This is a genomic window from Sphingobacterium micropteri (assembly GCF_014692515.1).
Lineage (GTDB): Bacteria > Bacteroidota > Bacteroidia > Sphingobacteriales > Sphingobacteriaceae > Sphingobacterium > Sphingobacterium micropteri.
The window spans coordinates 364,649-388,644 of sequence record NZ_JACOIK010000002.1 but is presented as its reverse complement, the minus strand read 5'-3'; the positions used below and the strand labels follow the sequence as shown (position 1 = coordinate 388,644).

11 protein-coding genes are annotated in these 23,996 nt (G+C 44.9%); 4 read left to right on the top strand and 7 right to left on the bottom strand.

Annotation, left to right across the window (positions count from 1 at the left end):
* Positions 1–408: 408 nt before the first annotated feature.
* From H8B06_RS04110 to H8B06_RS04100, 3 genes are read left to right on the top strand one after another with little or no spacing between them, the layout of a single operon-like run.
* On the top strand, positions 409–1,821 hold the full coding sequence (locus tag H8B06_RS04110; RefSeq protein ID WP_190993023.1) for a DUF5125 domain-containing protein: 1,413 nt from the start codon (positions 409–411) through the stop codon (positions 1,819–1,821).
* A gap of 17 nt (positions 1,822–1,838) precedes the next feature.
* Positions 1,839–5,033, top strand: coding sequence for a SusC/RagA family TonB-linked outer membrane protein (locus H8B06_RS04105; RefSeq protein ID WP_223857461.1), 3,195 nt, complete (start codon positions 1,839–1,841; stop codon positions 5,031–5,033).
* Between the two features lie 11 nt (positions 5,034–5,044).
* Positions 5,045–7,108 carry a RagB/SusD family nutrient uptake outer membrane protein gene (locus H8B06_RS04100; RefSeq protein ID WP_190993022.1) on the top strand — a complete coding sequence of 688 codons (2,064 nt, stop codon included), beginning with the start codon at positions 5,045–5,047 and terminating at the stop codon, positions 7,106–7,108.
* Positions 7,109–7,201: 93 nt separating this feature from the next.
* On the opposite strand, the gene H8B06_RS04095 is transcribed toward H8B06_RS04100, so the two are convergent.
* The 7 genes from H8B06_RS04095 to H8B06_RS04065 all read right to left on the bottom strand — a co-directional run bounded on the left by H8B06_RS04095 (position 7,202) and on the right by H8B06_RS04065 (position 22,768).
* Complete coding sequence (locus H8B06_RS04095) at positions 7,202–11,404, bottom strand: two-component regulator propeller domain-containing protein (RefSeq protein WP_190993021.1); 4,203 nt, start codon at positions 11,402–11,404, stop codon at positions 7,202–7,204.
* Positions 11,405–11,486: 82 nt separating this feature from the next.
* Entirely contained in the window at positions 11,487–12,653 is a 1,167-nt protein-coding gene (locus tag H8B06_RS04090) for a glycoside hydrolase family 88 protein (protein WP_190993020.1), read from the bottom strand.
* A 1-nt stretch (position 12,654) separates the two neighbouring features.
* The gene (locus H8B06_RS04085; protein WP_223857460.1) at positions 12,655–13,197 is read right to left on the bottom strand and encodes a hypothetical protein; all 543 of its coding nucleotides are present in this window, start codon (positions 13,195–13,197) and stop codon (positions 12,655–12,657) included.
* 1 nt (position 13,198) lies between these two features.
* The gene (locus H8B06_RS04080) at positions 13,199–14,857 is read right to left on the bottom strand and encodes a RagB/SusD family nutrient uptake outer membrane protein (protein ID WP_190993019.1); all 1,659 of its coding nucleotides are present in this window, start codon (positions 14,855–14,857) and stop codon (positions 13,199–13,201) included.
* A gap of 11 nt (positions 14,858–14,868) precedes the next feature.
* Positions 14,869–17,994 carry a SusC/RagA family TonB-linked outer membrane protein gene (locus tag H8B06_RS04075; RefSeq protein ID WP_223857459.1) on the bottom strand — a complete coding sequence of 1,042 codons (3,126 nt, stop codon included), beginning with the start codon at positions 17,992–17,994 and terminating at the stop codon, positions 14,869–14,871.
* Positions 17,995–18,129: 135 nt separating this feature from the next.
* Positions 18,130–21,702 (bottom strand): alginate lyase family protein, encoded by a 3,573-nt coding sequence (locus tag H8B06_RS20880; RefSeq protein ID WP_317170845.1) that lies wholly within the window; start codon positions 21,700–21,702, stop codon positions 18,130–18,132.
* A 19-nt stretch (positions 21,703–21,721) separates the two neighbouring features.
* The gene (locus H8B06_RS04065) at positions 21,722–22,768 is read right to left on the bottom strand and encodes a glycoside hydrolase family 18 protein (RefSeq protein ID WP_223857458.1); all 1,047 of its coding nucleotides are present in this window, start codon (positions 22,766–22,768) and stop codon (positions 21,722–21,724) included.
* A gap of 226 nt (positions 22,769–22,994) precedes the next feature.
* Between H8B06_RS04065 and H8B06_RS04060 the strand changes: the two genes are divergently transcribed.
* Positions 22,995–23,978 (top strand): aldo/keto reductase, encoded by a 984-nt coding sequence (locus H8B06_RS04060; protein WP_190993017.1) that lies wholly within the window; start codon positions 22,995–22,997, stop codon positions 23,976–23,978.
* Positions 23,979–23,996: the final 18 nt, after the last annotated feature.

Sequence of the window (23,996 nt, the reverse complement as noted above, 5' to 3'; positions counted from 1 at the left end):
TCCTTATACACCCTCTATTTTCACGTTGGTGTCAATTCGATCTAAAAGGTGGACAAATCGATCTGCCCTCCACTTTTTCCCGAACCGACTAAACACATAAAGAACTGTGAAAAAGAATGTTACTACTTAATAACGGCTAATCAAATCTCACTTTTCTCCTACACGCTGTTTTTACATTTCCTAATTCTCTAGTTTTGTATCGTTGTCATTGCGTCGGTTATGACGAGGTGATAAATACAGCTAGCTACAACTATCAAGTAACCAAAAAATTAATGTAAACTTCTAATCAGCTATTGCTATGACTTAACGCATACTATCATCACAAAAAGAAAGCAAGATATTATATTGTCGCAGCTTTCAACCGAAGTAGAAACCTAAAAAACAACTAATCTTATAAACAAATGTCATATGAAAAGGAAAAACAACCTTTTGCTGATGTTGGGGATAATTTTAGGGTTTTATTCCTGTAAGGAAGAGACCCAGATAGACACCCCCAGCCTCACATCGTATCAGATCGTTGACGTTGCCTATATGGGCGATAGCATTCCCGTTAATATCACGGTCGACGGACAACATCCTCTAAACCAAATTAAGGCATCATTTTATCGTAACGATGAGCTGATTGCAGAAAGTATCATTCCCATTAATCAGGGAGGGACTTACCAAAGAAAATTACCCGTACCTTTTGTAAAGGATATTGAAAACGGCTCTGCAGAAATACAGCTAATGGTCAGGAATAAAAATTTCAACTATGCCACAACACTCATCCCCATCCAGGTAAATCGTCCGAAATTCCCTTACCTTACGCTGAAAACAGCGTATGGAAATTACCGTATGGAACCGGTTTCCGGCGAAGAGTACCTCTATGCTGTGACCGATAATTTTCCCGTCACCAAGCTGAATGCACTCATTGAGGCACCGGCCTATGGCGAGAACGGGAATATTATGCTATTCGGAGGCACCAATATCAGTGCTTATGCGACAGACCAAGATTCCATTCCGTTTCAGATTGCCAGAGACCCTGGCACACCCTATACGGTATCTTTCGACATACGCAGTTTTGTGGGGCGCCCCTTTCTTACGCCATCGTTCGGGGGCATGGAGTTCCCCGCTTATGAAAACAATCTGACCACCATTGAAACAGAACTTACTCAAGGTCAAACGATAGCATTCGATGGGATATTAGATATTGGCGACTGGTGGATCGATCCGACCTTCCTCGATGATAACGGGGGCACCTATACTTTCCGGGCTATCACGGGAAAATACCGCATCACCGCTGATCAAAATCTTAAATATTTCAAGATAGAACCTATGAGCGGCGAGGCACTTGCGGACTTTGACCCCGTCACCAAGACCGGTGGGATCTGGGTGAACGGTGGTATCGGCGATCAGGGTGGTTCGATACCGGACGCACGCTTGGGCATACCGTCGATGACTAGCAATCCAGCATTATGGAATCCGAACCACAACTTCGCCATGGCTCCAATGGGCGATGGCATCTATGAGCTCAAGCTCAGGACAGGCATAAATCTGTTCCAGAGCAATTCATCCGGCAGTACCGCTGGTTTCTCCTTTTACCAGAACAGCCGTTCGTTAGATAATGTATTACCTATGGCGCTGGTACAAACACTCTATGGTGCTGGCATGTCCCTGACACCTGACGGTGGCTCAGACCGTTTCATGCTTCACAGTGGCAACAATCAAAGTAATGGCAATATGATTGTCACGGGAAGTAACCGAAATCTCGGCGTAAGAACATTCGTCTTTACCTTAAACACGAATGTTTCTCCGGTAGCCGTATCAATCAGCGTTCAATAAACCAAAATCATGCTATCATGAAGATGAAAGAAAAAATATATATCTTATTTCTGTTCGTGCTAAGCTTACTGCCTTGTAACTTGCTAGCGCAACAGAAAACCATATCCGGTCTTGTGACGGATGGACAAGGAAACCCAGTTGTCGGTGTTACGGTAACGGTAATAGGCGAAACCACACAAACAACAAATACAGACAATCTGGGCCGGTATAGGGCCCTCGCTACACCGGGTGCTAAACTAACATTTGCCTTTGTGGGCTACGTTACGGAAGAGCATGTGCTCAAAGACGATGAAACTACCGTCAACATTCGGTTGACTGAAAGTGCAGAAGACATCGATGAAGTTGTGGTTATAGGCTTCGGACAACAAAAAAAGGAGAGTGTAGTCGCTTCGATCAGTACGGTTACGGCTAAAGAGCTTGCGGTAACTGGACGAGGACTTTCCAACTCTATTGCGGGGCAGTTGCCCGGGATTGTGGCCATACAGCCTTCCGGTGAGCCAGGATACGATGATTCCAATTTCTGGATTCGTGGCGTGAGTTCTTTTGCGGGCGGGACCAATCCTTTGATCATCATCGACGGCATACCGCGCAGCCAAAGCGACATGAACAATATTCCCGTGGAAGATATTGAGAGCTTTTCGGTACTCAAAGATGCCGCCGCCACCGCCGTTTATGGTGCGGAAGGTGCCAACGGAGTTGTATTGGTCACCACCAAGCGCGGAACACCCCAGAAAACAACCATCTCCCTGGATGCGCGGCATTCTGTACGGACACCCCTCCGTCTGCCTATCTCTTTAGATGCTTACAGAACCCTAAGCCTCTATAACGAAGCCACCTGGAATGAAGACGGCAATCCGACAGCAGGCTGGCTACCGACATACGATGATATCACTTTAGAAAAGTATCTGACCGGGGCAGACCCAGATCTGTATCCGAATACGGACTGGCTTACATTGTTGAAACCAAACACCAATGTGTCCCGCTATACGATCAATTTTCGTGGCGGGGGAGATCGCATGCGATTTTTCACCTCGGGTGCTTACTATACAGAAGATGGACTATATAATAGCAATACCGTTGAGGATTATAATGCCAATCTGAAATACGAGCGTTTCAACCTACGCTCCAATATTGATATGGATTTAACATCAACAACCAAATTGTCTGTAGATCTCTCTGGTTTCTTCGTGAAACAAAATGCGCCAATACAGACGGCAGATCAACTGTGGAGTATCATTTCCTTAGCGCCACGATATCTGTTCCCGATGATGTATTCAGACGGAAGTTTTTCCGAACACCCCGTGTATTCCGCGGGTTCAGTAGGTACTGCCGAACGCGCCAATCCCTACAACTTACTCAACAATATGGGTTATAGCCGGAATCAGGAAGTTACATTACAGTCCAAGATCCATTTAGCCCAACAGCTTGATTACTTTACGCCCGGGCTATCCTGGCGCGGCATCGTAGGATTTGACAACCTTTCGCAAGGAAGAACAAACCGGACGAAAGAGGCTATTTCTTATTTCGCGGACTCTCGTGATGCAGAAGGGAATCTGGTACTTCGGCAAATACGGGGAGGCGCAGCCCTCTCCAATCCGTTTGCCGCAGGCAGCTCCGGTGAACGTAATATATACCTGGAAACGGCCCTAGATTATAAACGTACGTTTGATAAGCATGATGTGACCGGGATGGTACTCTATTATCAAAAGGAAAGACAATTCCAAAACAGGAACAATGGCATCGAAATGTTGCCTTATCGTAAGCAAAGTATGGTGGCGCGTGGTACGTATGGTTACGACGGAAAATACTTGCTGGAAGCCAGCATGGGGATGACAGGGAGTGAAAATTTTGCGGCAGGATACCGTTGGGGCGTTTTCCCTTCCGTCGGTGTTGCCTGGTGGCTCAGTCGTGAAGATTTTTGGGCACCATTGGAACAAACCGTGAACAAACTTAAATTCCGGGCGTCCTACGGAAAGACGGGCAACGATGTGCTGGCCAACGATCTTTCACGCTTCCCCTACCGCGAACAGCTAAACGAAAGCAGTTCCGGCTATAATTTCGCCTGGACCGGCGGTGCTGGTGTATCCAATAACGGACAAGGTTCCGGCAGCCCAGGCGCAGGTATTGTCGAAATGGACTATGCCACGCCCTTATTGAAATGGGAAGAGGAAAACAAATTTAACGCCGGTATCGACGTGGGTTTATTTAACAACCGGATTGATGCCACGGTAGACTTCTTCTTTAACGAACGTCATGATATCCTAATGCGTCGCAATACACTACCTACCGCAGCAGGTCTCCGCGTTAGCCCTATGCAGAATTTCGGGCGGACACAAAACAGAGGCTTCGATATGAACGTAACAGGCACACAACGCATTAACGAGCTTACTCTCAGCGGACGGCTGAACTATACCTTTACGCGAAACAAGATCCTCGAATACGACGAGGTCCCGCAACCTTTTCACTATCAAGCTTACACCGGACAAAGTATCGGACAGCCTTTCATTTACTTGGCAGAAGGCCTATACACCCCGGATGACTTTCTCATTACGCAAAACCCGTCTACTGGAGCACAGAACTACCAGCTCAGGCCTGAACTCCCCGACCCCGGTTTTGCTGTGGCACCAGGCGATATCCGTTATGCCGATTTAAACGGAGACGGACAGATTGACAACTACGATCAAACGTACACACATGGGTTCTTTTCCAATATCACACCCGGCATTGTTTATGGCTTTGGATTGGCCGCTGAATGGCGCGGATTTAGCGCAGGCTTATTCTTTCAGGGAGCAGGGCAGTTTTCTACCAACCTGTTAGGCAAAACGGAAAACTTCTATCCTTTCCAACGCTCTATTACTGATGCGGCATTACGTGACGAAGCGATGAACCGTTGGACAGCCACGGATCCCTATAACCAGGACGTTCTGTTTCCGAGGCTGAGGACAGCAAATAACGGAAACAATACGCGCACCAGTACTTGGTGGTATCGCGATGCTTCCTATATACGTCTGAAAAACATTGAATTTGGCTATACCTTCAAATCGGATTGGGTGGAGCGGATGCATCTAAGCAGTATACGGCTGTATGCACAAGGCGAGAACTTACATACCTGGGATAAAGTTAAGTTCTGGGATCCGGAAGTGACCGCCCGTTCGGGAGCCCGCTATCCGATCAGTTCTACCTGGACATTTGGCTTGAACGTAACTTTTTAAAACAGAGCATTATGAACATAATAAAAAAGATTGTTATTTGCACAGCGGTTGCCACTGCAACCCTCTCTACGTCTTGTAAAAAATATCTGGACGTCGCTTCCGAGTTGACAGAAAATCTGACAATCGACGAAGTTTTCGAGAATGCTGCCTATGCCAAACGTTGGCATGGCAACATCTTCAATTGTATCATCGAATATTCTAAAAATGCCTCAACAGCTGATGCGATGAGTAACCCCTGGTCAGCTATTTCAGGCGAGCTAGCCTGTAACTTTGCCCGCAACATTATGGTATCTGGCTATACTGCCGGTAATGCCGGTTTTCACCGTTGGGCTACGCAATACACCTATATTCGTCAGGCATTAATTTTTCTGGAAAGAGCACAACCTATTGCTGGTTCAGGAAGCACCTCCCTTCCGGAAGATGAGCTGGCCCGTATGAAAGACGAAGCCCGGTTCCTGCTCGCGTATTCTTATTTTACTCTACTGGAGTTGTACGGTCCGGTACCGCTTGTGACCGAGCTTGCCGATCCTGAAGATCAAGGTATCGATTATGCACGTGCTCCTATGAACGATGTTATCAATTATATTGACGGCTTGTTAGCCGAGGTGATCTCGGCAGGTAATCTACCAAGTACCATCAAAGGAGCAAATGCTACCTATAACACCGGAGAAATGGTACGCCCCACCCTGGTGTTGGCCTACGCTTTACGTGCCAAACTGTGGACCTATGCCGCCTCCAAATTATTCAACGGTGGTTTCCAAGAAAGCCTAGCCGTCACGAATACAGACGGCACGCGTTTGTTTCCGGATTATAATCCGGAAAAATGGCAGACGGCTAAAATCCGCTTAGAGGAGTTCCTCGATTATGCACATGGTCTTGGCCATAAATTGCACATCGAATATTATCCCGAGGATCCGGGTAATCCGGGTGTCCGCGACATCAATCCGCACGAATCCGTTTATGAGGTATTCCAGAAATACAATGACGAGATCATCTGGGCGACAGCATATAATGAATACAGTAATCCCAACGCACAGGAACGTCGTTCCAATCCAGTAGATTTATATGCAAACCCAACCAACTTTGCGAATATCGGTATCTCCCAGGAGTCGGTCGATGCATTCTTTATGAACAATGGACTGTCGATTTATGACAACGGGTCGGGTTACCGCGAAGATGGTTTTACGACCGTTAATAATCCGACCCATGTCAACAATCATGCGGATGCTAATGTTTTCAATATGTATGCCAACCGGGAACCGCGGCTCTATGCTGCTGTAGGATACAACGGCAAAAGCTGGCATATCCACGCTAATGAGCACAATAATCCTAACGGGGTTTACCGTCAATGGTACGGACGTGGGAAACCTTCTGGTATTTCCGGTGGTGAAAACTGGCCTCGCGCGGGTTACTTATTCTACAAATTCAAGCATCGGCGCATTGCCCAAGGACGGACATCTATCACGGTAAACGGAACGAACTACACGGTATATACTTCCTGGTCAAGACCTTCGATATTATTACGTCTGGCAGACTTCTATCTATATTATGCGGAGGTATTGAACGAAACTAATCCGGGAGATGCCCGAATCATCGAATATATTGATAGAGTAAGGGAGCGAGCGGGCATACCCGGTTATCAGGAGATGCAAATAAACGGATCAAAAACCGGGGTCATCGGAAACAAAGAAGCGCAGTTTAAGGCCATTGTACAGGAAAGACGTGCGGAGCTGGTCGGCGAAGGACAGCGGTGGTTTGATATACGTCGTTGGATGATCGCTGATCCAGAGATTTCCAATCAGCCGGAAAAGGGCGGCGTAGACGGTGATATTACGCGTATGCACGGCATGAATATGAACGGATTCGACAACGTCCCCATGACTATCGGTAATGAAACAACCCCGATACGTGATCTCGGTTCGTCAGATTCCTATTATCGTCGTACCCGCCTGGAAGAGCGTCGTTGGTTGAAGCAGTATTATTGGTATCCTGTTCCCCAAAACGAGATCAACAAAAGTAAAGGCCAGCTACTCGTTCAGAATCCACTATGGCCTGCAGTCGTTGCTGCAGAGTAGCACTATCTTTATTAGTTTTATGTAAAAGCCTCGAAGCGATTGCTTCGAGGCTTATTTATTTTATAATTTACAGACTCCATCTAGATAATTTCTCTAGTTACGGTTATGAAAAATATGAAATAGGTTGTGTTCGTCGATAATCCGCGCTTTTTCCGCCGGCGCCATTTCCGCAAATCTCTTCGGCGTAATACCATAATACGATTTAAAGGTTTTACTAAACCATTTCGGATCCGAATAACCTACTTGGTAAGCAATGTCACTTATTCCTAATGATTCGCGATCGAAAAGCTCTGTCGCCCGCCTCAAACGTAGCATATTGATCAGTTCTATGATACTCATCCCTGTAAGTTGTTTAATCTTTTTATACAGTACAGGTCTACTCATACCCAACTCAGACGACAATTGCATTACATTGAGATCTTCACTAGACAACCGACTTTCAATAATGTTGATAATGCGATTTAAGAACAACTGTTCTTCATTTGGCTTCTCACTCCTTTTATCCTCCGTAGCTAGCATATATTTACGGATAAACCAACGCCTAGCACTCTTCTTCGTATAGAGAATGTTTTGGATTTTGATCATCAATAAGTCCAGGTGTATAGGTTTGGTTAGGTAGTCATCCGATCCAGCGCCCATTCCTACTAGCATATCCTCCTCCGAGCTCAATGCCGTGAGCAGTATGACTGGAATGTGAGCTGTCATTTCGTTGCTCTTTATCAAATTCGTCAGACAAGCACCATCCATGTTAGGCATCATGACGTCGGAGATCACCACATCAGGTAGTCTCTCACGTACAATATCCCAAGCTTGTTCGCCGTCACACGCAGTGACGACCTTGTATTCCTTGGCCAGTTCCTGTTGCAAGAATTGCAGAATATCTTCGTTATCGTCTACCACAAGTACCAATGCCGGAGCTGTTTCTTTTTCAACACTCGGCTCGTCAGTTACTATTCCATTGGTCAGAAAATCCATAGGAGCCTTTTCCGGCAGCTCCATATTGGCTTCCTTCTTCACCGTATCGATAAAATCAACTTTATCGCCATCGAAATGTATCTTTCCAACAGGTATCTCTACTGTAAAGACCGTAAATGATTCCGTTGCTGATTCCTCGTGCTGGCTCCTCGCCTTAATTTTTCCACCGTGTAGGTGGATGATATCTCGTGTGAGTGCCAGGCCTAAGCCGCTACCATACCGATTCTTAGTCGCTAATGAGCTTTTACTTTGGTAAAAGAGCTCAAAAATAAAAGGCAAGTCTTCTTCCATAATGCCTGGGCCATTGTCGCCAATCTCCACACGTACAATTCCTTTTCCTGATATTTCGGCTGCCACCGATAGATGGATCCAAATCCGGCCTCCTTGTGGCACGAAGCGCAATGCATTACCCAAGAGATTAAAGAAGACTTTTTCCATTTGCGTATAGTCCAGCCAAACAACCGGAACCGGCTCATTATACTTCAATTCGATAGCAACACGCTTCGCTCGAATCTCTTCCTGAAAAGAAGCTAACACCTCTTGAACAAGATCAAGTAACGGATATTCACCAACATTTAACCGTACCAGATTCAATTCATTTTTACGGCTGTCCAACAGCTCGTTGACCAAACGCAAGAGCCGCTGCGCGTTTTGCCGTACCACTTGTAACGTTGACCGACGGGAATCATTTTCTGGCGTTTCCGAAAGCATTTGATGCACCGGTCCTAGAATCAATGTTAAAGGCGTCCTCAATTCGTGAGATATGTGGGTATAAAAATTTGCTTTTATATTCGCCATCTTTTTCTCGTTGGCGGCCTCTAGTTGTTTTAAACGCAACTGATACTTCAGTTCTCTCCGGGTATGGAAAAACCGCCAAACCATAAGCAGCAGTACCAAAAAGGTTCCAATATAGGCCGTATATGCCCACCACGTAGCCCACCAAGGCGGCAAAACAACGAGTCGGAGTTTTCCGACCTCTTCCGACCACACACCGTCATTTGTCGTTCCCTTCACCTCTAGAACGTATGTTCCCGGATGCAAGTTTGTATACGTAGCTGTTGGCACATTCACATAATTCCAATCCTCTTCCAGTCCGTCCAACCGATAAGCATATTTGTTCTTCTCTGGCGTAATATAATTGAGTGTGGCAAAGTCTATACTCACATTGTTATCCCGATGTGATAATAGAACTTCTTTTGCCATCGAAATATGCTGATTCGATAGCTGACTACTTTCAGGGAGCAGCACTTTATTGTGTACCCGCACTTCAGAAAAAATCATTTTGGGGCGAAAACGACTACGGGAGATTTTACCTGGGTAAAAAGCCGTAATCCCATGTGTACCGCCCAACAAAAGCTCACCTTCCCGACTATGGCATACTGCTCCAACAGAGAATTCATTTCCGTGCAGTCCATCCTTTAAATTATACGATACAATCTCGTCTGTCGACGGATCGAAAGCACAAATACCGTTGTTCGTACTCAACCATAATATACCTTCTTCTTCCGCTATTCCAACGACATTATTTCCCGGAAGCCCGTTCGCGGTTCCTATTCTTCTGAAATCTTTCGTGGCATATCGAAATTCATTCAAACCGTCCATAGATGTGCCTATCCATAGCCTCCCCTTTTCATCTTCATAGACACTCAATATAACATTTCCGCTGATGCTATGGGGATTATCCGCTTGGGGATGAAAGACGTCAAAACGATCTGTTCCTGCCCATTTGACATATAATCCATCTTCCGTTCCTACCCATAAGTTTTCGCGGCTGTCTAGATAAACGATTCTAATCAGATCAGAACCTAAGCGATATTGCTCCTTACCGGTAGATCGATAACTTTCAAAATACCCTTCCGTTCCCGCTTTCTTTACGTTCAATCCGCCACCATAAGTTCCTATCCAGAGATTTCCTGATTTATCCTCCGTAATTGAATAAACGTTATTATTAGATAAGGAGGATATATCGTCTGGATCATGTTTATAATGCACAAAGCCCTGCGCGTCTTTCTTGAGCAAATTTAAACCACCGGTGTACGTTCCCACCCATAGATTATCCTCGCTATCCAGATAAATATGTTTCACATGGTTATTCGTCAAGGAGCGCTGGTCTTCTCGTTTATGTTTATAATGTCGTTTCACCCGTCTGTCAATCGTCATGTAATCCAACCCACCACCTTCATAGCCAATCCAAAATCCACCTTGACGATCCTGTACAATACCACTCACAACACTGTAAGACAAATGGTCATCTTGTCCGTTTTTCCCATAATGTCGGAATTTTGCCAGATCCCGATCGAAAATACTAATTCCGCCGTAATATGTCCCTACCCATATCGAGCCTCGTCGATCCTGAAAGATAGGACGGATTGAATTATCTGCTAATGAATACGTATCATGCTCATTTTTAAAGAAGGTAACAAAACCGAGCTTTTCATCGTAATAGTTTAATCCATTGATCGTTCCGATCCAGTATCCACCTTGCCTATCGCGAACTAAACTCCGCACGTCGTTACTACTCAATGTAATCTGCCGGTTTCCCGCAAGCCCGTCATTTGTGATGTAACAAAACGTATCTTTCTCCTCCTCATACACATTAATTCCTCCTTCTTTTGTGCCCATCCAAAATATTCCAGGTTTCATCTCGTAGACAAAACGGACATCAGCACTGTTTAATATTCCATTCCGCTGCTGGATATTATAGATAAGTTTGGGATTTGACTGTCTAGAAAGTCCTTCGAATACATATACGCCGTTTGTCGTGCTCAGCCAATGTCGGCCTCGGCTATCCTGATAAATCTGCTGGACGTTTCCCGATCCTGGAGGAAAAGTTTGCCCAGCAATGTTTCTACCATTGAAGATCAGGAAACATTGTAGTTGATTTTCTGGGTTGGATTTTAATAAAAACAAGCCTGCACTGGAACAAAACCAGACATTACCATTACGGTCCTGATCGATAGCGTAGATAAAGGGTTGGGGCGCTCCTCCCCCGACAAGCGGCACTCGCACAAATCGATCAGATTTCCGATCATACAAATTAATACCTTGTCCTGTACCTATCCAAAGCCTATTATCACTGTCCTCATAAACAGCTGTTACATAATTATCGGACAATGAAGTACTATCAGAAAGTACATTTCTATATGTAACAAACCGATGAGCGTCATATCTGTTTAACCCGTCCCGTGTTCCAATCCACATGAGGTCCAGATGATCCTGCGTTATTGCAAAAATGGTACTCTGGGACAGCCCATCTTTTGTCGAAACATGAACAAACTTTACTTGATCAGCAAAAGGCTGTGCAAGTAAAAACTTACTCATCAAACCGAGGCATAACAGCAGTATTTTCAGGATTATCTTCATCGTTAGCTCATGGCAGGATAACGCCAAGGCGTTAAATTACTCAAAATTTTCCATTTTTACGCAACAGTGCTTCTAAATAATAATAGTCGGCATAGATCAACGGTACATCCACTTCTGAATGATGCGGTTTGGATCCTGTACTATGTCCCAGAAGAAACCCACTACTAGTTCCCTTTTCGTTTCGATAGCTATCTGTCAAAGAAGTCATGATACGATCGGCTAATTCCCGCAATGCAGGTTTATGGGGAACCAGATAATCCAGTTCGTATAATGCGGATGCCATAACAGCGGCCGCAGACGCATCTCGCGGCTCCTTAGGAATAGTAGGCACATCAAAATCCCAATAGGCTACACCATCTTCCGGTAGCCTTTCTGACAACCAAGAAAAAAGAGCCAACGCTTTCTTCAAAAAGCGTTCTTCTCCAGTTTCACGATAACACATGGTAAAACCATATATTGCCCAAGCTTGCCCACGAGCCCAAGTCGACTCATGCGCATGGCCTTGATGAGTGTGCCGATGCTTCACCTCACCCGTCTTAGGATCGTAATCAACAACATGATAACTGCCTCCATCTTTTCGAAAATGATTTTCAAGGGTTTTGCCGGCATGTGATACGGCCATCTGATAATAGGTCGAATCCCCTGTTAGCTTCGTCGTTGCAAACAACAGTTCTAAGTTCAACATATTATCAATGATCACCGGAAACTGCCATTTATCCGCATTATGATCCCAAGAACGGATACAGCCTACGGTGGGATTGAATCGCGAAGATAGTGTCTTCGCGGCATGCACAATGACCTCTCGATAATGACTATCACCTGTCAACTGATAACCTTTACCAAAGCTATTATACACCTTAAAGCCCATATCATGCGTTCGTCCATTCTCTTTTTCTCTTTCTATTCTCGCCGTAGCCGTTTGTGCCCAATCTTTCCACTGTTCGTCCCTCGTTAAGTCAAACATTTGCCATAAGATGCCCGGATAAAAACCACTGGTCCAGTCGCCCCTCCGCACCAATTCCAGTTCACCGTTTTCCAACGTGCGTGGTGAGACCCGTGTAGAATCTTGCACCAATTGTTCCGTATATTCTACCAAATAGCGGAGCTGCTCCGTCGCATCTGCTACGATCTTCTCATCCTGCAGCGATTGTCCCCATCCCGATATAGTATAGCAGACAAATACAAGACACCATATATACCTGTTCATATTAATCGATTTGAATAGTACGTCTAAATGCGGTAGAAAAAATATCGACACGGAACTGCTCCTGGATATTATCCACCAAATTAATATTAACAGACCGCCTTCCAGTAGCCGCTGCATTATTTAAAAGCTTGACATAAATCTTAGCTTGTGCCTTCTTGGCGTTGGGAAAGATCATTTGATATTTCCCATCCACAGGATTAAGCACTTGTCCGGTTTGGTCGACGATTTCAAAGTCTTCTCCCCGGACTGCAGGAACTGCAGTTTCAGCTAAATCTCCCGTGCTGACTTCATAATTCGCGACCGCATTATAATCACGCTCAAATTCTGAATAGAACTGTACCGGTAGTTCCAATAGCGTCGTCCGCTCTCTACTCACCGTCACCATACTGTTATTGTTCGGAACATAAACAATATAATAATGGTGTTCATATTCCGATAAGCCTGCGGGATAGTTCCGATCCTCACAACCAACAAAAAGCATTATCAATATACAAGCCGTGAAAACAAAACGGTCCAGTATTACTTTATTTATTATCGTCTTCATATTATTTCCAATTAGGGTTTTGTATAACATTTCCACCACTTAGTGAGATTTCGTTCAGCGGTACAGGATAAAGATAATCTTTTGTAGCATCAAAGCGTCGTGTAGAAGCCGCTTCGACTACCACAATCTCATCGGCATTCAAATTTAAATTGGAAACGTCCGCACCTTCCCAATCTGTTTGATTGTATTTCGCACCCAGTATATGCTGCGTTAAAACGATTTCCGCTAACTTCCAACGTATAATATCTGTATACCTAAAACCCTCTAAGGCAAGTTCTACAGTGCGCTCGCGACGTATCTCTTCCAACATATCCAGTTTGTGGTCGACCACAAACGCATTTGTCAATTCTACGTTCATTCCCACCCGGCTCCGCAACGCATTGATGGTACGGTTAAGATCACTATCGGATATCGCACCGTCCAACTCATATTTTGCCTCGGCATATATTAATAAGACTTCCCCATAACGGATCAGAATTTTATCCGTCGTTCCAGCACTATTAATTTGCCAATCTTCTGCACTAAATCCTTTTTTCGTTGCATATCCTGTGCGAGAGCCTAAAGTTGTAGTCGGTACCCATGGCCCTTTATACGCCTGCTCGCCCGCGCGGAAAAGCGTATAGCTTAAACGGGGATCACGGTGATCGAATATACTATTATAACTTTCCTCATCTCCCTCTTGTACATAGAATGATGATCTATTCACTTTCAGTTCATTACGCTCATTATACGCCGGAAGTCCGTCTTCATACAAGTATTGACGAATCAAGTTGCGCGTAACGGCCACACGTCCGTTCTCCAAATCGCGCGAGTAATTATGTCCAAGAATCAGATTTGATGAATTCTCGCCATAAGTTTTAACAAAAATATTCTCTTTATTTGCCGGCCCATCACCCTCATTCACAAATAACTTCCCATAATCTGCAAACAGCGCGTGGCCTTGGTTCATCACGAATAATGCCGCTTCTACCGCCTGCTGTAAGTGCTCTTCGTAACCGCTTTCACCATGATATTTGCCAAATGTGCCGAGAAATAATCCGACCCTTGCTTTCAGCGCCTGCGCCGAGCTCTTCGTTACGCGACCATAATCGGCAGAAGGCAATGCCCCAAAATCAGGCAACCAGATTGCTGCAAAATCTAGGTCTTCATAAATTTTTGTTGCCACCTCGGCTTTGGATGTACGCGGCATCTCCAACTCTTCCGAATCTATATCCAGTGTCGTCGTCACAAGCGGTACATCTCCATATCGCTGCACTAATTGGAGATAAGCGTACGCTCTAAAGAAACGTGCCTCAGCCAAATATCGGTTTCTTACTTCATCAGTAATTGATGCACGCCCCCCTTTCTCCAGTATATTGTTTGCCGTGAAAATGACGTCATAAGGATTGGACCAATCTTCGCTTTCGCTCGGAATACTCCGGGCGCCATTGCTCGTCAGGTTTACCGTTTGATTCACATTGTCGTCCGCGCGGGAATCCAACTGCACCCCATCCAATTGCTGATACAAACGGTTGGCTGCAAATTTAAGATCGTTCTCCGTGTTCCAAAAATCCTGATCGGAAAACTCCGTTTCAGGGAAACGATCTAAGCTACAACTACCCGAAAAGATAATTAACGTAGCTAGCATAACTGCTTTTATAGAGATGTTTATTACTTTCATAGTTTTGTCTTTTAAAAGGTTACGTTTAGACCAAAAGAAATAGAGCGGAAGAACGGATAGGTCGTCGCCGACACATTGTTCGGAACTTCAGGGTCGAATACATTCAACACATCCGTGTATTCCCACAAATCTTGTCCAGAGAAAAATACTCGAAGCTTTCGGATAGCAGGTGTACGAAGAGGAACTGTATACCCTAGCTGCAGATTTTTAAGACGAACATAAGCACCATTCTGAATATATCTATCCGATGGTCGGTAATTATGCGCACTTGTTTGGTACATTCGAGGGAAAAAAGCCTCTGGATTATCTGGTGTCCAGCGGTCCATATGAATGGTCCATGGTAAATCCGCCGTACCCAGCATAGGCGACAGTGTACCTTCATTGATCAAGAATACACGTTTAGCGACCCCTTGAAAAAAGATGCTGGCGTCGAAGCCCTTCCATTGAAAGTCTAAATTGAGTCCATAAAAATAACGTCCGTTAGTCGTTCCATAGTTTATCAAATCTCCAGGCTCCTCTGGTGTACCCCCACCAGCGGTAATTACCCCATCTCCATTTAAATCCAGGTATTTAACATCTCCTGCCCCCGCATTGTTCGGAAAAAAAGGTGTAGACACCATTTGTTTATATTGATCATATTCCTCTTGGGTCTGGAAGTAACCGTCTGTCTTATACCCCCACACTGTATTCATCGGATACCCTTCCAGTAGATCTACATGTCCCTCGTTGATGATATTTCGACCATCAAACTTCACCAGTTCATTTTGATTATCCGATAGGTTGAGTCCGATAGAATAGCTGAAATCGTTTACTTTATCACGCCATTTCAGGTCAAACTCCCAGCCCCAACTTTTCAGCTCCCCAACATTAAAACGGGGCACATTAATTCCGATAATAGAAGGTAAATTTAATGTTGCTAGCATATTTTTATTACGCTTGACGTAGTAATCTCCAGTAAATGACAATCGGTTCTCTAGGAATGTCATGTCCAAACCAACGTTACTTTGCTCAACAACTTCCCATGTTTTCTGTGCAGAAGCTAACTCTCTTTGGTACAAAAACTGTGTCCGTAAGTTGTTAAACACCAATCGATCTTCTTCGCTTGTCGGCACATTCAATCCACTCGTTAATAGCGGAATATAGTCGTAAAACCCTAAAGAGGAGCCATTTCCCAATTGACCCCAGGAACCCCGCAATTTCAGCTGATCAAAAATACCATTATCACGCAAAAAATCTTCCTGATCCAAACGCCATGCGGCTGAAAAAGACGGAAATAACTTCCATCTATTTTCGGGAGCCAGACGCGAACTACCGTCATAGCGGACGGAAGCTTCAAACAAGTATTTCTCTTGAAAATTATAATTCAAACGACCGAAATACGACGCAATTGCCCATGTCTCGACCAAATCACCATTGGTCTTGGTTAACGGATCACCGTAGTTCAAGCTAAAAAAGTCGTTGGTGATCATAGACTGCGCTCCGGCCGTAAGTTCGTCCTTACGGTATTCCTCATAAGAAGTTCCACCCAAGAGAGTAAAATGGTGGTCGTCTAACACATCGAAATTATAGGTAGCTACCGCTTGGAGGTTATTGAGATAGCCCCTATTTTTTGTATTTTCCGTACTGTTTGGATTATGGATAGAGAAGCGTGTGGTATTTGTAGAACGTCCGTACCACATCAAGGTACGCCGGTTACGAACAGACGAAAAATAATCCTGATTACGCGATCCACTCAAATCTACCGTTAAACCCTTCAACAGGTCCTTAATTTTCAAATTAGCCCGACCCGTAAAAGACTCGTATAAACGTCTCCACTCGCCGCCGTTTTTTTGAATATCCACGGCATTTATCTGCAAATCTCCGTTATAGGGTTGCCCTGTCACATCTTCCTCCGGGACATATAAACTTTGGCGCGTACGGCTTCGATACAAACGATTGATAATCTGATCCGTACCGTATGCATTTTCATTCACTTCAGATCCTACGTAATTAGCGGAAATATCCAAGTTGATGTATTTGTTAACTTCGGTGCTGAGGTTGGTACGTAGTGTATAACGGGAATTATCATCCGGCCCGTATCGTAATACTCCGTCACGACGATAATAACCGGTTGAGATATTATAAACAGTTTTTTCTCCTCCACCGCTGACAGATACATTATGATTATGCATCCCACTATATTTATTCATCCCTTCGGTTACCCAATTATTATTTCCGAAGTATTCCCACCTATCCTGCGTTGGATTGGGACGGACGGAGAAATTTGGATTTTTCAACCATTCTATTTGCTCTTCGGTAAATTCCGGATTTCCAGTCGCATTTAGCCGAGACTCATTAATTAGAATCTGTTCATCCCAAGAGTTTAAACGTTCTGGTCTGCGAGCGGCCACGTTTACACCATAATAGTTATTGTAATTGATAACGGGCTTGCCTTGTTTTCCTTTTTTTGTCGTCACCAGAATAACACCCCCAGCTGCTCTCGCACCATATATAGCCGATGCTGATGCATCTTTCAATACAGATATAGATTCGACATCTTCCGGATTAATCAGGTTCAGATCCATTTGTATACCATCCACAAGTACCAATGCCGACATGGCATTCGCAGAACTGAACCCCCGAATACGAATGCCATAACCTTCGTTTCCCGGTTTACCACTCCCACGCGTTACGGCGACCCCCGGCAATGTGCCTTGTAAGGCACCTGTCAAGTTGGCCACCGGCCTGTCAACAAGCTCGTCACCACCAATTTGTGAGACTGCGCCACTGAGGTTTACCTTCTTTTGGGTACCATATCCAACGACCACAACTTCTTCCAGAGCGTCTTGATCCTGCATTACCACATTGACCGTGGTTCGTGCGCCCACCGACACCTCCTGTGTTTGGAATCCTACCAAACTGAATAATAATATTGCTGATTCCCCCGCTTGAATTTCGTAAACACCACGCTCATCCGTGACTACTGTCTGCGAACGATCTTTGATTTTAACCGTGACGTTGGAGGCTGGTGTTCCATTCTCAAAACGGACTTCTCCCCGTATGGTTTGCGCTGATTGCGCGAAAATAAGATTTAATGTTAAAAGCAGATAGCTCATTATTAGCAATTGTCTGCTCATTCGATTTAAAATTTTTATCATAACATGTTGGTTTAACTTGGACTTCTACGTCCCTAATTTGAGGTCTATCTCCATTCAAAATTCCACTTTCCTACTTACTTTGGAGGAGAGAAATTGTTTATTTAAGTGGATAAATCGCTCTCCATCGTTGTTTTGTTACATCCACAGTAAGGGATGACGAATTGGGGAGTTACGTCTTACTTCTTGCTCACTGTAGTCTAAGGGTAGTCGTCCCCATAGATGCAGCCACTGTGGCTGCTCGAACATTACGCACCCTAAAAGCAGAAACGGATGTGCAATGGGCCAATTATTCCAGTACATCACGTCCTCGCCATAGTGCCACAAGGTTTTGTCCTCTACATAGGGGACCATAAACTGTATACCCTTTTTCAAACTTTTCTCGCCGATATGTACGGAAGGCAGGTTAGGTTCGTGCTCTTTTAAAATATAATTTATACCCGAAAATACATCAAGGTTAAACAAGGAATAACCATAGGGTTTGGTTCGTTCTAATTCGAGCGGAAAACTTCCATTATCTGCCATCTGATCAGGTAATAAAACCGTTTTATACCGCACAGCTGCAAAATCGAGAAGACCTTCATCACCGACGTACTGTGCAAAAGCAGCTACCTGCAGCACCCAGCAGGCGGCATGGTTATTTTTTGTATCTCTTTCCTGTAAGCCATAAGGATGTGTGGTAATCCAGCCTAAGTAGGCTGAGAACCAAGATTTCGTACCCGTATAGATTTCTAATGGAAGCTTGTGTGCATCATGTAACACTTGCAGTGCACGCGCCACTTCAACGAGGTGAATACCATCAATAATACCGATGCCACGTCCAGTGGCTATCCCTTTTATAGCCTGTGCATATTCCATGGCAGGGTTCATCCTTGTTTCTGAATTGATAAACCAAGCTTCCACATGTTTCAAAGAGGCGTCTAAATAGCGTACGTCGCGGGTTAGTTCCCAAGCCGAAACCAAAGTTCCGAGGATGTCCCCCAGGCGCATAACAAGATTTCGGTGATCTACAAAATTGTCGGGATTGCTCAAACCATCTTTCCGGATGTAAGGTCCTTCAGGATTCTTCGGATCAGGCCACCAATAATCCCCTTCCGAGTAAAAGTCATGCTTTCCACCAGCGCTGCGCGGACAAACGCTGCTGGTAATCGTTAACGGCGATAAGCTTAGCGCTTCTTCCGCCGCCTTTAATACGTGTACTTTGATGCGCTTTGACACCTGTACTTTTACATCGGCGACTGTCCGCGACAGATCCAATATAAAGGTATTCAAGCTATCAGCATGAGCCGTGACCACCACGTTCTTTCCTGCACGTACTAAGCGTACGATAGCCCTCCCGTTATAGGCTTGCAGACGTCGGCTGCCATCAGACGTTCCCTGATCCACTAACAGTTTCCCTTCGCCTACCGCCTCGAAGTTAATATAGTTACTTGCATCGAGACAGCGCACACCATTTTCATCAAAGAGCTGTGCCTTTAGCAAAAGGGTATCCTCCTGTTCTTCCAAGACCTCTAGTGCGACCCGCACTGGCTTGCCCCAACGTTCAATCTGATATTCCTGTACCAGCATGTCATGGATGGTCTGTCCGTTTTTATACCCAATCGCTTCCAGCTTATTTTCACCAGTTTTAAATTTCACCATCCAGCGTAAACCTGCTGCTGGGAAATCCTGGCTGTCGCGTTTTCGTTTACCCAAGCTTTCTCCATTAAGGAACAATTCTACCTCTTGGCAGTTGGAATAGACTTTTATCATCCGCTCTTGTCCCTCATCGCCCCAGCGAACCGGCCAGCTGTGTCCATAGATATGAATCATCGGCTTCTCTGCCCAGTAGGATTGAAAGACATAGTAGGATTCTTTCTTCTTAAAATCACGCGCCACGACGCCCTTTTGATTCATATAAGGAACAGGATTTTCAGGACGTATCGGGGTAGAGAAGTCTTTGAAAGGCCAATAAGCTGTACCGGTGAGCCAAGGCATGGTTTCCTGTTCTTTCAAGTGCCAATCTATCAAGTTCACCATATAACTTTCGCTCCAATCGCCGTCCTTCGAAACCCGCGACGGTCCGCCATACAAGGATGCATCACCTGCGCGTTCATCAGCAGTAGTACTACCCATCACTTCGGATAACCCAGCATCTGGTGTTTCCGAATGTCGACCGGCATGACTGTCACCTCCCCATTCCACATGCAGAAAATGATCTATCCTTTCAAATTCATTCCTACTCGCCGTTTTATAATCGGTATATACACCACGATACCAACCAGCCCATATTGACGGTGAATACACATCTACAATATCCTTACAGAAGTCGCACCGTCGAATAGCCGTTTTACGGCTATCGTCCAGCTGATGCGACAAGTCGTGTAATTCTTTCATAAATGCCCTTATTTTCTCTTGGTCAAACTCATCAAAATCGCCCGGCCAGTCATTCTCATTACCTAAGCCCCAGATGATAATGGATGGATGGTTAAAATGTTGCTGAATCATATTCGTCAACATCCTTTTCGCCTGTTGCTGATAGACAGCCCCCCCTAATCCCCCACGGCACCACGGAATCTCTTCCCAGACCAAAATACCCAGCGAATCGCAGGCATCCAGGACAATACGCGATTGCTGATAATGACCTAAACGGATAAAATTGACCCCCATATCCTTCATCATCCGCATTTCCTCCCATATCTGCTCTTCGGTCATCGCCGGCCCTACGCCGGCATGATCTTCATGCCGGTGGGTACCACGTAATAATAACCGCTTTCCATTTAATTTAAATGGTCCTGATCGTACAAACTCAAAACTTCGGAATCCAATGCGCTCGGCAGTCACGGCCGTATCAGCGCCATGAATCACCGCAACTTCTACGGTATATAGAAAGGGCGCATCGGGCGACCAGATATTGGGTCTTGGCACCCCGATATCGCCCAGCGCCTGTATCGCTGATGTTGGCTGCAATTTCACCGTAGTATGCCGCTGAGCGACTATTTTTCCGGATTGGTCTTTGATAGTGGTATGCACGTCGGCAGAGGATATGCCGTTTGGATTCCAAAATTGCGCCCGCAAAGTGACCATTCCTTCCTTACCGTTATCATTCAACTTCGCATCAGCAAAAAGATGACGGGTGGAAAGTGTCGGCACGTAGCATAGGTTAACATAACGATATAAACCACCATAGACATTAAAATCAGACAAATCCGAGGGAATCATCTCCACATCCCGCGAATTATCTGTACGGATCAAGATTGGAACACGCCCTTTGAAACGCTTCATTGCGTTGTTTTTATAGAAACGTTTCACTGCATCGGTAATATCGACATACCATTCATCATATCCGCCAACATGCTCCCCTACTTTTTCTTGGTAAACATACACCTCGCTCTTCTGTCCGGCACCTTCAAAATGCAAGATAGTCCTACCGCCGATATAAGGATTTTCGATATCCAAATATGTTCTATACCAGGCCGGACCTTGATAATAATTTTCTTCGGGATGCACCGCATCTGTCGCATTATAACTGTGTGGCAGTACTACGTTTTCCCAAATAGGTAAGGTTTCCGGTGCGCCATTAGCTACTGGTCGCACGCCCTCCCAAACGTCACCCAAATCCCCTTGGACAAACTCCCATCCATGCAATAGGCGATGCTTCTCTTGCGCAACCACCTTTAATCCCAGCACCATCCCAATTAAAACAAATAACCATAAGAATTTTCTAACCATAATCATCTCGTCTTATTTTCTATTTCATAATCCCATTATACACTGCCTGGCGCAGTATTCCTTCCGACGTGTCGCCGGCATATTCCCAATACATTGCACCCAACAGCCCTTGATCGCGCACATAAACACATTTAAACGCGATGGATTCAGGCGTTTCATAGGTCAGAACAAATTCCCCATCCTTATTTATCATGTAATTGGCTTTCGCTTCGTCGTCCCATTTTTTTTCGAATCCCTCCAATTTCAATAGGTCTTTATAATCGATGAAATTTTTCACCTCTTTTTTATTTCCCCGTCCATAGAATGGAATTCCCAAAACAAGCTTTTCTATAGGCATACCTGCATTAACATGTGCTGCTACCGCCTCTTCACAGGTAGTCCCTCCTGACAACGGTGAACGGTATAAGCTGGCATGGTGATACGGTGGGTTTCCCGAATCGTAGGTCATGATGTTAACAAAATCGATCGTATGGACGATATCTCCGAAGTCAATATACTTCCCATTTGCCACAGAAGCGAGGGTCAATAATTTCTCTTTTCCGATAGCTTTTCGGATAGCACACATCAATAAAGTAAAGTTCTCTGTATCGGCAGGAGAGGAGGAAATTCCTCCTACGGAACTGGTAGGATATTCCCAATCGATATCAATACCATCCAGTTTGAATTGTTCCACGATACGCAGACAATCTTTGGCAAATTCCTCACGACTGACGGCAGATCTCGCCATCTCACTGAATCGACCGCTTCCCCAGCCGCCTATAGACAACAGAACATTTAGGTGCGGGTGCTCTTTTTTAAGTGCTACCAAGGCCTGTAAACGATCCGGATTATCGACCTTGACCCCATTAAAGCTATCGTTGACGTGTCCAAAGGCATAGTTGACGTGCGTAATATACGTAGGGTCAGGCGTGACGGAAGTCCAAGATGTCACATAGGCTATGATAACTTTGTTCGGCTTTTTTAAGGCCAAAGTAGGTTGTGGAAGCCATAAGACTAACACGAACAGCAAAACGCAGAAAAAACGAAAAACAGGTCTTCGTTTACAAGACACCATTACATATAGCATGATTATAGATTTATTTAACTTTTCAGTTTATTAAGCGCAAGATGCGTATAATGACGCCTCTCACAGGAGGAGTTATTGTTCAAAAAGGTGTATAATTTGGCGTAGGAGGCGAAGAATTTCTTAAAATCCCCTATATTCGAACTTGCCTAAAAGGCATTACATTATTCTATGATAGTTCTGAACAACATCGCAGGAAAATAGAATTGGCATTTAACAGAGAAAAGAAATGAATTATAGAATTTTTAAAGGTGACCAAATTGCAGCAATAGGATTGGGAACTTGGCAGTTGGGGAGCGCCGATTGGGGGCAAATAGACGAAGCCAATGCATTGGACATCCTGAACACTTATGTAGAAGCAGGCGGTAATTTTATCGATACAGCCGACGTTTATGGCATGGGAACCAGCGAACGTCTGATTGGAAAATTCCTAAAACAGACCGACAAGAAGGTTTATGTCGCAACGAAATTGGGCAGGCGGGACGACGCACCAAACGGATGGCCACAAAACTTCAGTTATGACGCTATACGACGACATGTAGAGGATTCGCTGACACATCTTGGATTGGACCAACTGTATCTGGAGCAGCTACACTGCATTCCGACTGAAGTTCTTCGTAAAGGAGAGGTTTTTGACCACCTTCGCCGTATACAAGAAGAGGGTCTTATCCAACATTTCGGTGTCAGTGTCGAGACGGTTGAAGAAGCGCTTATCTGTCTCGAGCATCAGGACGTGGCTGCTCTACAGATTATATTCAATCTGTTCCGTCAGCATCTAGCAGATGATTTTTTTGACAAAGCCAGCGCGCAAGGTACAGCGCTTATCGCCCGGATACCCTTGGCGAGTGGTCTCCTTAGTGGAAAATTCAACCAGTCGACAACCTTTGACAATAACGATCACCGCCATTATAACGCCAACGGCAATGCTTTTAATGTAGGCGAAACCTTTAGCGGGATTGCGTTTGAAAACGGCATCGAATTATTGGAGGAAATCAAGCGCATCCTCCCTGACGGAAATTTGGCACAACAAAGTATCAAGTGGATATTGCAGCATCCAGCAATCACAACCGTCATTCCCGGAGCAAGCAAAGTGGAACAGGTACAGTCGAATATCGCAGCCGCAAAACAACCGGATCTAGATGAGGATACCCTCCAAAAGCTTAAAAGACTCTATACCGGGCGGATTCGTCAAGAAATCCGGGGGAAGTATTAATATGCAATGCGTCGCTCT

Bases quoted from the DNA above. Each gene is read 5' to 3' on its own strand.
- H8B06_RS04110 (WP_190993023.1), top strand. From the start codon at position 409: ATGAAAAGGAAAAACAACCTTTTGCTGATGTTGGGGATAATTTTAGGG.
- H8B06_RS04105 (WP_223857461.1), top strand. From the start codon at position 1,839: ATGAAGATGAAAGAAAAAATATATATCTTATTTCTGTTCGTGCTAAGC.
- H8B06_RS04100 (WP_190993022.1), top strand. From the start codon at position 5,045: ATGAACATAATAAAAAAGATTGTTATTTGCACAGCGGTTGCCACTGCA.
- H8B06_RS04095 (WP_190993021.1), bottom strand. From the start codon at position 11,404: ATGAGTAAGTTTTTACTTGCACAGCCTTTTGCTGATCAAGTAAAGTTT.
- H8B06_RS04090 (WP_190993020.1), bottom strand. From the start codon at position 12,653: ATGAACAGGTATATATGGTGTCTTGTATTTGTCTGCTATACTATATCG.
- H8B06_RS04085 (WP_223857460.1), bottom strand. From the start codon at position 13,197: ATGAAGACGATAATAAATAAAGTAATACTGGACCGTTTTGTTTTCACG.
- H8B06_RS04080 (WP_190993019.1), bottom strand. From the start codon at position 14,857: ATGAAAGTAATAAACATCTCTATAAAAGCAGTTATGCTAGCTACGTTA.
- H8B06_RS04075 (WP_223857459.1), bottom strand. From the start codon at position 17,994: ATGATAAAAATTTTAAATCGAATGAGCAGACAATTGCTAATAATGAGC.
- H8B06_RS20880 (WP_317170845.1), bottom strand. From the start codon at position 21,702: ATGGTTAGAAAATTCTTATGGTTATTTGTTTTAATTGGGATGGTGCTG.
- H8B06_RS04065 (WP_223857458.1), bottom strand. From the start codon at position 22,768: ATGCTATATGTAATGGTGTCTTGTAAACGAAGACCTGTTTTTCGTTTT.
- H8B06_RS04060 (WP_190993017.1), top strand. From the start codon at position 22,995: ATGAATTATAGAATTTTTAAAGGTGACCAAATTGCAGCAATAGGATTG.